The organism is Pseudomonas bijieensis, from assembly GCF_013347965.1.
Classification (GTDB): Bacteria; Pseudomonadota; Gammaproteobacteria; order Pseudomonadales; family Pseudomonadaceae; genus Aquipseudomonas; species Aquipseudomonas bijieensis.
Genome location: NZ_CP048810.1, coordinates 2,282,322 through 2,296,174, shown reverse-complemented (window position 1 = coordinate 2,296,174; position 13,853 = coordinate 2,282,322). Strand labels below are relative to the sequence as shown.

Annotated in this window: 11 protein-coding genes and 1 pseudogene; 9 read left to right on the top strand and 3 right to left on the bottom strand. The window is 62.2% G+C overall.

All coding sequences use genetic code 11. From position 1 onward, the window contains the following. Positions 1 to 82 precede the first annotated feature (82 nt). The 3 genes and pseudogenes from GN234_RS09885 to GN234_RS09875 all read left to right on the top strand — a co-directional run bounded on the left by GN234_RS09885 (position 83) and on the right by GN234_RS09875 (position 2,092). Positions 83 to 418 (top strand): ComEA family DNA-binding protein, encoded by a 336-nt coding sequence (locus tag GN234_RS09885; protein WP_176688374.1) that lies wholly within the window; start codon positions 83 to 85, stop codon positions 416 to 418. Positions 419 to 570: 152 nt separating this feature from the next. Then, the gene (locus GN234_RS09880; RefSeq protein WP_176688373.1) at positions 571 to 1,224 is read left to right on the top strand and encodes a GntR family transcriptional regulator; all 654 of its coding nucleotides are present in this window, start codon (positions 571 to 573) and stop codon (positions 1,222 to 1,224) included. 15 nt (positions 1,225 to 1,239) lie between these two features. After that, positions 1,240 to 2,092, top strand: a pseudogene (locus GN234_RS09875) (urea carboxylase-associated family protein). 182 nt (positions 2,093 to 2,274) lie between these two features. On the opposite strand, the gene GN234_RS09870 reads toward GN234_RS09875, so the two are convergent. Continuing rightward, positions 2,275 to 2,442, bottom strand: coding sequence for a DUF2897 family protein (locus tag GN234_RS09870; protein WP_109751419.1), 168 nt, complete (start codon positions 2,440 to 2,442; stop codon positions 2,275 to 2,277). Between the two features lie 120 nt (positions 2,443 to 2,562). Beyond that, positions 2,563 to 3,927: an ethanolamine permease gene (gene eat / locus GN234_RS09865; RefSeq protein ID WP_109751420.1), complete on the bottom strand. Its 1,365-nt coding sequence runs from the start codon at positions 3,925 to 3,927 to the stop codon at positions 2,563 to 2,565. Between the two features lie 418 nt (positions 3,928 to 4,345). Between eat and kdpF the strand changes: the two genes are divergently transcribed. From kdpF to GN234_RS09835, 6 genes are all read left to right on the top strand, one after another. Beyond that, the gene (gene kdpF / locus GN234_RS09860; RefSeq protein WP_033033323.1) at positions 4,346 to 4,435 is read left to right on the top strand and encodes a K(+)-transporting ATPase subunit F; all 90 of its coding nucleotides are present in this window, start codon (positions 4,346 to 4,348) and stop codon (positions 4,433 to 4,435) included. A gap of 8 nt (positions 4,436 to 4,443) precedes the next feature. Further along, complete coding sequence (kdpA, locus tag GN234_RS09855) at positions 4,444 to 6,138, top strand: potassium-transporting ATPase subunit KdpA (RefSeq protein ID WP_176688372.1); 1,695 nt, start codon at positions 4,444 to 4,446, stop codon at positions 6,136 to 6,138. Positions 6,139 to 6,148: 10 nt separating this feature from the next. Further along, a complete protein-coding gene (gene kdpB, locus GN234_RS09850) occupies positions 6,149 to 8,203 on the top strand; it encodes a potassium-transporting ATPase subunit KdpB (RefSeq protein ID WP_176688371.1) in 2,055 nt (684 codons plus the stop codon). Positions 8,204 to 8,342: 139 nt separating this feature from the next. Beyond that, positions 8,343 to 8,888: a potassium-transporting ATPase subunit KdpC gene (gene kdpC, locus GN234_RS09845; RefSeq protein WP_176688370.1), complete on the top strand. Its 546-nt coding sequence runs from the start codon at positions 8,343 to 8,345 to the stop codon at positions 8,886 to 8,888. Between the two features lie 177 nt (positions 8,889 to 9,065). Continuing rightward, positions 9,066 to 11,717: a sensor histidine kinase gene (locus GN234_RS09840; protein WP_176688369.1), complete on the top strand. Its 2,652-nt coding sequence runs from the start codon at positions 9,066 to 9,068 to the stop codon at positions 11,715 to 11,717. Positions 11,718 to 11,795: 78 nt separating this feature from the next. Continuing rightward, positions 11,796 to 12,494, top strand: a complete 699-nt coding sequence (locus tag GN234_RS09835; RefSeq protein WP_109751425.1) for a response regulator — start codon at positions 11,796 to 11,798, stop codon at positions 12,492 to 12,494. A 164-nt stretch (positions 12,495 to 12,658) separates the two neighbouring features. Here GN234_RS09835 and GN234_RS09830 read toward each other — a convergent pair whose 3' ends face one another. Further along, positions 12,659 to 13,696, bottom strand: coding sequence for a patatin-like phospholipase family protein (locus GN234_RS09830; protein WP_176688368.1), 1,038 nt, complete (start codon positions 13,694 to 13,696; stop codon positions 12,659 to 12,661). Positions 13,697 to 13,853: the final 157 nt, after the last annotated feature.

The window sequence follows — 13,853 nt, the reverse complement described above, 5'->3', positions numbered from 1 at the left end:
ACAGCGACACTTCATCGCCTAAGTTTGAGAAGCAGCTTCGGAAAAGCTGCTTCTCTCTTAACGATGTCATGGAGCGTCATTTATGCGTACAGGCTATTTCTATTCTCTGGTTTTTGCCTTCCTCACCAGCGCCTCGATTGCTGCTATCGCTGCCCCTGCGGTCAAACCCGAGTCGGTCGTTACGCCCCAGGCCGTGGAGCAGCCAGCCAAAACGCAGAGTACCAAGGTCGATTTGAACGGGGCGGATGCTGCAACTCTGCAGCGCGAGCTGTCAGGGATAGGCAAGGGCAAGGCCGAAGCGATTGTTGCGTATCGGGAGAGTAATGGGCCGTTCTCTTCGGTAGAAGAATTATTGGAGGTCAAGGGAATCGGCAAGGCGATTCTCGACAGGAACCGTGACAAGCTGGAAGTGAATTGAGTTTGTGATTGAAGGAGGCCGGTCGAATTGACTGGCCTTTTTGCTTTCTGGTGGATGCAAATCCTGGACGAATTCTGCGAGCGTCTCCCTTTGGCACAAATAATGATTATCTACAGCCAATCGATTGTTCAACAATCTGAGGTTTCCCTTTCATGATCAACACACTCTCCCTCGCTGACCACATTACCTTGGAGCTGCGCGCCGACATCATCAACGGTCGCCTGCTGCCAGGCATGGCATTGGTGGAGAACAACCTGGTCTCGGCCTACAACGCCTCGCGCAACACCATCCGCGAAGCGTTACACCGCCTGGGCCAGGAAGGGTTGACCCGTTACGTGCGCAACAAAGGAGTGATGGTCCGCAGGTTAGGTGTCGATGACGTGCGAGATCTGTTCAAGGTCCGTCGCACCCTGGAACTGCAAGCCATCCTGGGCAGCCAACCATTGCGTGAGTATCAATCCGACCGGATGCTCGAAGCCCTCGAGGCTGCGGATTTGGCTCGCGAGCGTGAGGACTGGCGTTCGGTCGGTACCCATGGCCTGGCCTTTCATCAGCACATCGTTGGATTGATGCGCAGCCCGCTGCTGGATGAGTTTTTCACCAATGTGGTCGCACAACTACGTCTGGTATTTAGCTCTGCGCCTGATGAGGCGCGTTTCCAGGCACCGTGGCTGGCCCGTGATCGACGTATCCATGATTGGCTGGCCGAAGGCGACAAGCTTGCGGCTCACGAAGCCATGAGCCTTTACCTCGACGATTCCGAGCAACTGCTTTTGCAGTTGCTGACGCCCACCCCTCACCACTGATCAAGGATCCGCGCCATGTACAAAGACTACCCAGCCGCCTACCAGGTCAGCAAAGGCTCAGCCCTACACGTGGACAAACCCTTCTACGACCGCATCCGCACCCAGCAGGACAAGCGCACGCTGATTGAGCAGTTCGAAGTGCCGATCCGTACCGGCCGCGCCTGGCACGTACCGGCCGGGCATGTATTCCGCGTCACCACACCGGTGGGCCCGCAGGTGGGAGACTTCAACGTCTGGAACGCCCATGACCCGCGGGAACGTCTGTGGGCGGCGCGTACGCGCCAACTTCAGGGTGCCCATGTCAGCACCCATGATCGGTTGTGGTCGAACCTGCCATTCCTGCGGCCATTAGTGACCATCACCGATGACAGTCTGGCCGGCTACGGCATCGATGAGCATGGCGGACGATTGCACGATCTGCTGGGCACGCGCTGTGATCCGTATGTGAACCGGATGCTCACCGGGGAGGATTTCCACCATCATTGCCACTCGAACCTGACCCGCGCGGTGCTGCCCCACGGCCTGACGGAGTTCGATGTGCACGACGTACTGAATATTTTCCAGTGCACGGGGCTCAATCATGACGACATGTACTTCATGAAGGCCTGTCCGGCGCAGAAGGGTGATTACCTGGAATTCTTTGCCGAGATTGATCTGTTGTGTGCCCTGTCCACCTGCCCGGGTGGTGACCTGTCGTTGGCGATGTGGGGGGCCGGATGCACAGGATCCACTCAGCGTCTGTCGTCCGCTGGGAGTGGAGATCTATCGGCTGGAGGAATCATTGCTGCAAGGCTGGAGCCAGCCTGAGCGGGCGACGTACAAGGGGTTGCATGGCTTGCATATCGCTAAGGCGGATTGGGAAAAGTGAAGCCGAAGGCGCGGGCTTTTTGTGGCGAGGGAGCTTGCTCCCGCTGGGCTGCGTAGCAGCCCCAACGGCTAAAACCCGATTAGCCTGACACTCCGCGCCAGCAGGTTTAGGGCCGCTTCGCGCCCCAGCGGGAGCAAGCTCCCTCGCCACAAAAGCACTATGTAGCCGGGACAGGTAATAGCTCAACGATCCTTGGCCTCCTTCGCATCCATTTCCGCGTTGCGCTCGGCAACACGCTTGCGCTGTTCATCCGTCAGTTCGACCTTGGTGGCGGTGTCGCGCAGCATCATCAGACCACCAACGATCGAGCCGATTGCAACAATCAGAATCAACCAGGCATACCAGGGCATAGGGCTCTCCTTGAGGGGGCGATGGACGGACGAACATTTCGCCGATCCATCGCACCTACCACTTATGAGCGAAGGTTGTTCGCAGTGGTTCAATACTACGCCCGTTCGGCCGGGTTCACCTCAAAGCCCGGTCAGCATCGCGTCGGCGGGAGCGTCTGCACGCAGTTGTGCGGTGAGGATGAAGTAGACGAAACCCACCACCATGAAGCCGAGGAAGATCAGCCCGATCAAGGCGTTGAACCAGGCCATCGCCACCAGGCAAACCACGGCCAATACCAGGGCGACGCCGGGTACAAGCGGATAACCCGGTGCGCGGAAAGTGCGTTCCAGGTTGGGTTCGGTTTTACGCAGTTTGAACAGGCTGAGCATGCTCATGATGTACATGACGATGGCGCCGAACACGGCCATGGTGATCATCGCCGCGGTCAGGGTCATGCCGCCGAGGTTGATCAGGCCGTCGCTGTAGATCGCTGCGATGCCGATCAGCCCACCGGCGATGATGGCCCGGTGTGGGGTCTGGAAACGGGACAGTTTGGCGAGGGAGGCGGGCAGGTAGCCGGCGCGGGCCAGGGCGAAAAATTGCCGCGAATAGCCAAGAATAATGCCGTGGAAACTCGCCACCAGGCCGAACAGGCCGATCCACACCAGCATGTGCAACCAGCCGGAGCTTTCGCCGACTACGGTTTTCATGGCTTGGGGCAGCGGATCGTTGATGTTCGACAGGGTGCGCCAGTCGCCAACGCCGCCAGCGAAGAACATCACGCCCATGGCCAGGACCACCAGGGTCAGGATGCCGCTGATGTAGGCCTTGGGAATCGTGCGTTTCGGGTCCTTGGCTTCTTCGGCGGCCATGGCCGCGCCTTCGATGGCCAGGAAGAACCAGATCGCGAAGGGGATCGCGGCGAACATTCCGGCGATGGCCGGCGCGCCGAACGTATCGGAACCGGCCCAGCCGTTCAGGGCGAAGCTGCTGAAGCTGAACGCCGGGGCCACGACGCCCATGAACACCAGCAGCTCGGCCACCGCCAGTACGCAGACAATCAACTCGAACGTCGCGGCCAATTTGACCCCGAGGATGTTCAGGCCCATGAACACGATATAGGCTCCGACCGCCGCGTGTTTCGGGTCCAGGGCCGGGAACTGCACGTTCAGGTAGGCGCCGATGGCCAGGGCAATGGCCGGCGGGGCGAAGACGAATTCGATCAGCGTCGCCAGCCCGGCGATCAACCCGCCTTTTTCACCAAAGGCCCGTCGGCTGTAGGCAAACGGTCCGCCGGCATGGGGAATGGCGGTGGTCAGTTCGGTGAAGCTGAAGATGAAACAGGTGTACATGGCCGCCACCATGAAGGACGTCACCAGGAACCCCAGTGTCCCGGCCACGCCCCAGCCGTAGCTCCAGCCGAAATATTCGCCGGAAATCACCAGGCCGACGGCAATGCCCCATAAATGCAGGGTGCCCAGGGTGGGTTTGAGTTGTGTGTTCATCGGTGGCTCCCCTCGATCCATAGCAAAAGCGCTGGAAGAGGGCAGTGCAGTGGGCGTGCCAGTGTGGCGAGGGCGGTCGTAATGGGTGAAATCGTGTCGTATCGGGGATGTTCCTTGCTTGATGTGCCCCTGTTGTGCGCCAGTTGAGGGCGTTGGCGCTGATGATGCCGCCTTCGCGAGCAAGCCCGCTCTCACACTGGATTTGTGGTGTGCATGAAATCGACTGCTCACCGCAAGTCCAGCGTGGGAGCGGGCTTGCTCGCGAAGAGGCCCTTCCGATCGCCGCCATAACAACGCCATAAGTTCATTTTTTACAGATTCTTTATCCCCAACCCCCTCTCTCGATCTCGTTCCTTTACAGCCTCCCTGCCGACAATCACTCCACACACGGCACGACGCCGTACCACGGAGAAATCCCATGAATGTTCTGGACGGGGTGTCGCTGCTGCTGGCAGTGGCGCTGTTCATTTATCTGCTGGTTGCGCTGTTGCGCGCAGATCGGAACTAGGAGCGGCTATGCACGGTTATGACTACGGGCTGATCCTCGCCTTTTTCGCCCTGGTGCTGATTCCGGCACCGTTCCTGGGGCGTTTTTACTATTGGGTGATGGAAGGCCAGCGCACTTGGCTTTCACCGATCCTCGGCCCGGTGGAGCGCGGTTGCTATCGCCTGGCGGGAGTCGATCCCACTGCTGAGCAGAGCTGGCAGAAATACACCCTGGCCTTGCTCGCGTTCAACCTGGCGGGTTTTGTATTGCTGTTTGCGATTCTCCTGCTGCAAGGATATCTGCCCCTCAATACCGAGCAACTGCCCGGCATGGAATGGACCCAGGCCTTCAACACGGCCGTGAGTTTCATGACCAACACCAACTGGCAGTCCTACAGCGGTGAAGCGTCCCTGAGCTACCTGAGCCAGATGGTCGGCCTGACCGTGCAGAACTTTGTCAGCGCCGCCACCGGCCTGGCGGTGCTCGTGGCGCTTTGTCGCGGAATCGGACGCAAGTCCGCCGCGACGCTGGGTAACTTCTGGGTCGACATGACCCGCGCCACCCTCTACGGGCTGCTGCCGCTGTGCCTGCTGCTGGCGTTGTTCCTGGTCTGGCAGGGCGTACCGCAGACCTTTGCGCACTACGTGCACAGCGTCACGATGCAGGGCGCCGACCAGGTCATCCCACTGGGCCCGGCCGCCAGCCAGATCGCGATCAAGCAGTTGGGCACCAACGGCGGCGGTTTCTTCGGCGTCAACTCGGCGCACCCGTTCGAGAACCCGACGGCCTGGAGCAATCTGTTTGAACTCGCCTCGATCATCCTGATTCCCGTCGCGCTGGTGTTCACCTTCGGCCATTACGTCAAGGACCTGCGCCAGAGCCGGGCGATCATCGCTTGCATGCTTGCCCTGTTCCTGATCGGCGGCGCCACGTCACTGTGGGCCGAATACCAACCCAACCCGGCCCTGAATGACGCGGCCGTCGAGCAAACCGCACCGCTGGAAGGCAAGGAAACGCGCTTCGGCACCACCGCCACGGTGCTCTGGTCGGTGACCACCACGGCAGCGTCCAATGGCTCGGTCAACGCCATGCACGACAGCCTCAACCCGCTCAGTGGCATGGTGTCACTGGTGAATATGATGGTCGGCGAAGTGATCTTTGGCGGTGTCGGCACCGGGCTCTACGGCATGTTGCTGAACGTGCTGATCGCGGTGTTCCTGGCCGGCCTGATGATCGGTCGCACCCCTGAATACCTGGGCAAGAAGCTCGGCGCCCGGGAGGTGCAACTGCTGGTGGCAACCCTGCTGGTGATGCCCGTGAGTGTGCTGGTGCTGGGTGCCGTCGCCGCGAGCCTGCCCGGGCCGGCCGCTGCCGTGAGTAATCCGGGTGCTCACGGTTTCAGCCAGTTGTTGTACGCCTACACCTCGGCGGGGGCGAACAACGGTTCGGCATTCGGTGGTTTCGGCGCCAACACACCCTTCCACAACCTGGTGCTGGGCCTGGGCATGTTGATTGGTCGGTTCGGTTACATCCTGCCGGTGCTGGCGTTGGCCGGCAGCCTGGCCTTGAAGAAGACCGCGCCGATTGGTCAGAACAGCTTTCCAACCCACGGCCCGCTGTTCGTGACCCTGTTGACCGTGACCATTGTGCTGGTGGGTGGCTTGACCTTCCTGCCGACCCTGGCGCTGGGGCCGATTGCCGAACACCTGAGCATGGGCTTCTGAGGACCTGATGATGAATATGCCGATGAGCAAAGCCGTCGCTGTCAAGGCGCCGGAACAACCGAAGACCCACCTGTCGGCCCTTTGGCGGCCAGCGTTGGTACAAGCCTTCGTCAAGCTCGATCCACGTCAGTTGCACCGCGCGCCGGTGATGCTGGTGGTGGAGCTGACCGCGATCCTCACCACCGTGTTGTGCTTCATCCCCGACAGCGCCGTGCCGACGTTCGTTGCTGCGCAAATTGCCCTGTGGCTATGGTTCACCGTGCTGTTTGCCAACTTCGCCGAAGCGTTGGCCGAAGGCCGCGGCAAAGCCCGGGCCGACAGTCTCAAGGCCGGCAGCGAAGGCCTCCAGGCACGTCGCCAGACCGCCAGTGGGTTTGAAATGATTCCCGCCACCCGTCTGCGCAAGGGCGATGTGGTGCGCGTCGAGGCCGGCGACATGATCCCCGGCGACGGCGAAGTGATCGAAGGCATCGCCGCGGTCAACGAGGCGGCGATCACTGGCGAATCGGCGCCGGTCATCCGCGAGTCTGGCGGTGATCGTTCGGCCGTCACCGGTAATACACGGCTGGTCTCCGACTGGCTGCTGGTGCGCATCACCAGCAATCCCGGCGAGTCCACCCTGGACCGCATGATCGCCTTGGTCGAAGGCGCCAAGCGCCAGAAAACCCCGAACGAGGTGGCGCTGGATATCCTGCTGATCGGCCTGACGCTGATCTTCCTGTTGGTGGTGGTGACGCTGCAACCGTTCGCCCATTTCGCCAACGCCAGCCTGCCGCTGGTGTTTCTGGTGGCGCTGCTGGTCACCTTGATTCCCACTACCATCGGCGGGCTGCTGTCGGCCATCGGCATCGCCGGGATGGACCGGTTGGTGCGCCTGAACGTAATCGCCAAATCCGGCCGTGCGGTCGAGGCGGCGGGGGATGTGCATGTGCTGATGCTGGACAAGACCGGCACCATCACCTTTGGCAACCGTCGTTGTACGGCGGTCTATGCCGCCCCCGGTGTGAGTGCCAAGGAACTGGCCGAAGGCGCGTTGTTCGCCTCGCTGGCTGACGACACGGCCGAGGGCAAGTCCATCGTCGAATACCTGCGTGGTTTGCATCCACAGCCTGAGCCCGGCGTCGAAGCGTTGGTGGCCGTGCCGTTCAGTGCCGAAACCCGTTTGTCCGGGGTCGACTATCAGGGTCGCATCTACCGCAAGGGCGCCGTGGACTCGTTGCTGGATTTCATCGGCCACGCCCGCAATGAGTTGCCGTCGGCCCTGGCGCGGGAGGTCGACAAGATCGCCCAGAGCGGCGGTACCCCGTTGCTGGTGTGCGTAGACGGCAGGCTGCTGGGGGCCATTCACCTCAAGGACGTGGTCAAGCCCGGCATCCGCGAGCGTTTCGCCGAGCTGCGCAAGCTGGGGATTCGCACGGTGATGGTCACCGGTGACAACCCGTTGACCGCCGCGGCGATTGCCGCCGAGGCGGGTGTCGACGACGTACTGGCAGAAGCCACGCCGGAGAAAAAACTGGCGCGCATCCGTCATGAGCAAAATGACGGTCGGCTGGTGGCGATGTGCGGCGATGGTGCCAACGACGCCCCGGCCCTGGCCCAGGCCGATGTCGGCATGGCGATGAACGACGGCACCCAGGCCGCGCGGGAAGCGGCCAACATGGTCGATCTCGACAGCGACCCGACCAAACTGCTGGATGTGGTGCAGATCGGCAAGGAATTGCTGGTGACCCGTGGGGCGCTGACCACCTTTTCCATCGCCAATGACATCGCCAAGTACTTCGCGATCCTGCCGGCGCTGTTCGCCTCGATTTATCCACAGCTCGGCGTGTTGAACGTGATGCACCTGAGCAGCCCGCAGAGCGCGATCGTGTCGGCCATTGTCTTCAATGCCTTGATCATCGTCGTGCTGATCCCCCTGGCCCTGCGCGGCGTGCGAGTGCAAGCGGCAAGCGCGGCGGCGTTGTTGCGGCGCAATCTGTTGATCTATGGCCTGGGCGGGATCGTGGTGCCGTTCGTGGGGATCAAGGCGATCGATATGTTGCTGACGGCGTTGCACCTGGTTTGAGTTCACCATTTGTGGGAGCAAGGCTTGCCCGCGATGAACGATGACGCGGTCTTGCCTGGGATCGAAGTGTCTGCATCGCGAGCAAGCTTTGCTCCCACAAGGCGATTCCCAGGATTTACTTCAATTCGAGGATTTTGAAATGTCCACTCTGATTCGCCCGGCCTTGAGCCTGCTATTGCTGATGACCCTGATCACCGGTGTCGCGTATCCATTGGTGGTCACCGGCGTGGCGCAAGTCGCCTTTCCCGTCCAGGCCAACGGCAGCCTGATCGTCGATGCCGCCGGCAAGGTTCGTGGCTCGACGCTGATCGCCCAGGATTTCACTGGCGATGCCTGGTTTCATCCACGGCCATCGGCCGGTGTCTTTGCCACGGTCGCCAGCGGCGCCAGCAATCTTTCCCCGAGCAATCCGGCCCTGGCCACACGGGTGATCGATGACGCCCGCAAACTCCAGGTGCCCGCTCAGGGCCCGGTGCCGCTGGCATTGCTGACCACCTCCGCCAGCGGGCTGGATCCGCACTTGCCTCCAGCGGCGATTGCCTATCAACTGGCGCGTGTCGCCGCCGCACGCAACCTGCCGTCCTCGACCTTGCAGCAATTGCTCGACGACAACATCGAGCAACCCTTGGTGGGGCCACCGGTAGTGAATGTGCTGGCGCTGAACCTGGCCCTGGAAAAGCTGTAAGAACCTGTGGGAGTGGCGCCTGTGAGAGCAAAGCCTGTGGGAGCAAAGCTTGCTCGCGATGAACGATAACGCGTTCATCAGTTGAACCGTATCGCCTTGGTCGCGAGCAAGCTTTGCTCCCACCGGTCCGGCTCCCCACAGGGTGTTTGATCAATATTTGAAAGAGATTTCCACGCCATGAGCGATTCCGGCCGCGCCGACGCACTGTTAGCCAATCTGCCTCGCAACGACCGTGGCCGGCTCAAGGTCTTTCTGGGCGCGGCCCCAGGCGTGGGCAAGACCTACGCCATGTTGCAAGCGGCCCACAGCCAATTGCGTCAAGGCGTGAAGGTCATCGCCGGGGTGGTGGAGACGCACGGCCGAAGTGAAACCGAAGCGCTGCTCGGCGGCCTGGCGCAGCAGCCTTTGGTGCGCTCGGAATATCGCGGCGTGATGCTCGAGGAAATGGACCTCGACGGTTTGCTCGCCGCCCGCCCGACGTTGGTCCTGGTGGACGAACTGGCCCACAGCAACGCGCCCGGCAGTCGCCATGCCAAACGCTGGCAGGACATTCAGGAACTGCTCGCGGCGGGCATCGATGTCTATACCACGGTCAATGTCCAGCATCTGGAAAGCCTCAACGACCAAGTGCGTGGCATCACCGGCGTGCAGGTGCGCGAGACGTTGCCGGATTGGGTCCTGCAGGAAGCCGATGAGCTGCTGCTGATCGACCTGCCACCGCGCGAGCTGCTGGAGCGCCTGCGTGATGGCAAGGTCTACGTGCCGGAGCAGGCCCGGGCGGCAATCGATGCGTTCTTCACCCAGACCAACCTGACCGCGTTGCGTGAGCTGGCCATGCAGACCGCCGCCGCCCAGGTCGACAACGACCTGGCCCTGGGCTACCGACAACTGGGGCAGGCGGCGCCGGCGGTGCGCGGACGCTTGCTGGTGGGGGTGGACGGCGACGTGCAGGCTGAACGGCTGGTGCGTCATGCCAGCCGCGTCGCCCAGCGTCGACATCTGCCGTGGAGCCTGGTGCATGTGGACAACGGTAGCGCCCGTGACGAGGCCTCGCGCCAGCGCTTGCAGAATGCCCAGCAACTGGCCGAACGCCTCGGTGGTGAAGTGGTGCTGCTGCGGGCCGGTGAAGTGGCCAGGACGCTGATCCAGCATGCCAGCGAACGGCGCGCCACGCTGGTGCTGGTAGGCCAGTCTCGGCCACGCCTGCGCCGACGGCTGTTTGGCGGCGGCCTCGCGTCGCGTCTGCTGCGCGATGCCCGGGGCCTGGAAATCAACGTGTTGGACAGCGATGAGCAACCGCGTCCCGCCCGCGTGCACTCAACAGCTGTCCAGACCGGGTTCGATTATGTGCTGGCGTTGCTGGCGACTGTGGCGGCCAGCGCATTGGCCTGGGGGATCTCGGGGCTGCTGGCATTGCCCAATATCTCCCTGGTGTTCCTGATGGCGGTGTTGCTGGTGGCGGTACGCAGCAGCCTCGGCCCGGCGCTGGCCTGCGCAGCGCTGTCGTTCCTGGCTTATGACTTCCTGTTCATTCCGCCGAATTTTTCTTTCACCATCCAGCGCGAAGAGGACGTGCTGACGCTGGTGTTTTTCCTGCTTATGGCAGCCCTGACCGGCAACCTTGCCGCGCGCCAGCGTCGCCAGTTGCAGGCCCTGCGCGATACCCAGCAGGAAACCGGCGAACTGCTCGACCTGTCGCGCAAACTCACCGCCGCCACCGACCGCCAGGCGGTGATCAGCGCCGCCGCGCAGCACCTCAACGGTTGGCACGACCTGCAACTGTGCCTGCTCAACCGCGACAGCCAGGGCGGCTGGAAACTCGAGAGCGGTGAGCCATTGACGTTCACCGAGGCCGAGCGCGCGGCGGCGGACTGGTCCTGGCAGCACGATCAACCGGCCGGTGCCGGCACCGGAACGCTGCCGTCCGGGCGTTGGTGGTGGTGGCCGTTGTCGGCGGAGGGCGGGCCGCTGGCCTTGTTGGGCGTTTGCCCGAAAGAAGGCAAGCCGCTGAGTGGCCAGCGTCGGCGTTTATTGACGGCCCTCAGCCAACCATTGGCCCAGGCGTTGGCTCGGGCGCAGTTGGCTCAGGATCTGGAAGCCGCGCGTCTGCACGGTGAAACCGAGCAACTGCGCAGTGCTTTGCTGGCTTCAGTGTCCCACGATCTGCGCACGCCGCTGACGGCCATGCGCGGCAGCATCGACAGCCTGCTGGCATTGGGGGAGGCCATCCCGCTGGCCGATCGTCGCGAACTGCTCGAAGGCACCCGCGATGAAGCCGAGCGGTTGGATCGTTACATCCAGAATCTCCTGGACATGACCCGCCTGGGCCACGGTGCGCTGAAGCTGGCGCGGGACTGGGTGGCCCCGGCCGACATCGTCGGCAGCGCGCTGAACCGCCTTCGGGCGGTGCTGGCGCCGCTGGCGCTCAGTGTCGAGGTGCCCGCTGAATTGCCCCTGCTGTATGTCCATGCGGCGTTGATCGAACAGGCCCTGGTGAACGTGCTGGAGAACGCCGCGCGATTCTCGCCGACCCAGGGGCGGTTGCTTTTGAGCGCCGGGGCGTCCGACAGCGAAGTGTTTTTTGCCGTGGCCGACGAGGGGCCAGGGATCCCTGAACAAGAACGGGAGAAAATCTTCGACATGTTCTATACCGCCGCGCGCGGTGATCGAGGCGGGCAGGGCACGGGGCTGGGCTTGGCGATCTGCCAGGGCATGGTCGGTGCCCATGGCGGGCGCATCAGTGTGGCCGATGGCCTCGACGGGCGCGGCACCTGCATCACGTTGCACCTGCCCCTGCTGGCACAACCGGGCATGGACGATGAAGCTTGAGCCGGGTTGCGATACTCTTTTGTGACCGGCAGCTTGTGACCTGCTTACCTTTCCACCTGACTGCAACGAACGAGCCTCATGAGCCAGACCGCGACCCTTTTGGTCATCGATGACGAACCGCAGATTCGCAAATTCCTGCGCATCAGCCTGAGCTCCCAAGGCTACAAGGTGCTGGAAGCCGGTACCGGCGCTGAAGGGCTTGCCCAAGCGGCGTTGAACAAGCCTGATCTGCTGGTACTCGACCTGGGCCTGCCGGATATGGATGGCCAACAGGTGTTGCGCGAGTTTCGCCAATGGTCGACGGTGCCGGTACTGGTGCTCTCGGTGCGGGCCAGCGAAGCACAGAAGGTCGAGGCACTGGACAACGGCGCCAACGATTACGTGACCAAGCCGTTCGGCATCCAGGAATTCCTTGCCCGCATCCGTGCCTTGTTGCGCCAGGCTCCGGCGGGCGAGCCACAGGAAGCTGCGCTGAAGTTCGGCCCGCTGACGGTGGACCTGGCGTATCGGCGGGTGCTGCTGGACGGCACCGAAGTGGCCCTGACCCGCAAGGAGTACGCCGTGCTGGCGCAACTGGCGCGGCATCCGGGGCGGGTCATCACCCAGCAGCAACTGCTCAAGGACATCTGGGGCCCGACCCACACCGAAGACAGTCACTACCTGCGGATCGTGGTCGGTCACCTGCGCCAGAAACTGGCCGACGACCCGACCCGGCCGCGGTTCATTGCGACCGAGGCGGGGGTGGGGTATCGGTTGTTGGGGGAGGGTGGTGTTTAATCACAAGGTTTAAGCCAAGCGCTTTTGTGGCGAGGGGATTTATCCCCGTTGGGCTGCGAAGCGGCCCCAAAAAGCTTCAGACATGATTTGGACCTGACACACCGCGGGTTCAGGTTTTAGGGCTGCTTCGCAGCCCAACGGGGATAAATCCCCTCACCACAGATTCAGTTCTGGTCACTCTCATACCGATCCAGCGTATCGCTGGCAATCTCCCGCCCCAATGCGATCAACTCCGGCGCCTTGTAGAACTCGAAGAACCGGCACACCCGCTTCGGCACGTTGATCAGCACATCCGGCGGATAACCGGCGATCTTGTACTGGGCCAGCGAGGTCTGCATCACTTCGAAGCTCTGGTTGATCAAGTCCAGCAACGAGGCCGGGCCGACGTTGTCGATGATGAACGAGCCGGTGGCGGATTTTGGTGCGCCTTCGTTTTCTGGCGCGGCAGCCGGTTGTTGGCCTTCGGGCTCGGCCGAGTCGATCCACGGGTTGATGTCGGCGGCTTCGGCCTTCAAGGCTTCCTGTTCCAGCAGCAACAACTGTTCGGCCTGCTGGCGGCGAAACGGCAGGCGCGAACCCAGGGAGCTGACCAAGGTGTCGAAGCGGCGCCTGAAAGCGGCGGGGCGTGGGATCACCGGTAATCGATACTGTTTCTGGTTGGTGGCGTTGAGGTTGACCGCGATGATCAGGTCGCAGTGGCTCGACACCACCGGCACGATCGGCAACGGGTTGAGCAGGCCGCCATCCACCAGCATGCGGTTGCCTTGCATCACGGGCGTGAACAGGCTGGGAATCGCCGCCGAAGCGCGCATTGCCTGATGCAGGCAACCTTCCTGGAACCAGATTTCCTGTTGGTTGGTCAGGTCGGTGGCCACGGCGGTATAGGGGATGCGCAAATCTTCGATGTTGAGTTCACCGACGATCTTGCGAATCTGCCCGAAGACCTTCTCGCCACGAATCGCTCCGAGGCGGAAGCTGACGTCCACCAGGCGCAGGACGTCCAGGTAATCGAGGCTTTCGATCCAGTTGCGATAATCCTTGAGCTTGCCCGCGGCATAGATCCCGCCCACGACAGCACCCATGGAACACCCGGCGACGCAGGCGATGTCGTAGCCACGTCGTTCGATTTCTTCGATCACCCCGATATGGGCATAGCCCCGGGCACCACCGGAGCCCAATACCAATGCGACACGTTTTGTCATGACCCGGCCTCTTGTCGAACAGGTTTCAACAATGCACTTATCGACAGCTTGGCTCAATCGTTGTGGCGCAAGCGTCGTTTTTTGACACGCCGGCGTGGCATTTGCGTATTCTCATCCACACTGAATTTACACGGTCGGGCCTTGGCACTTTTTCCAG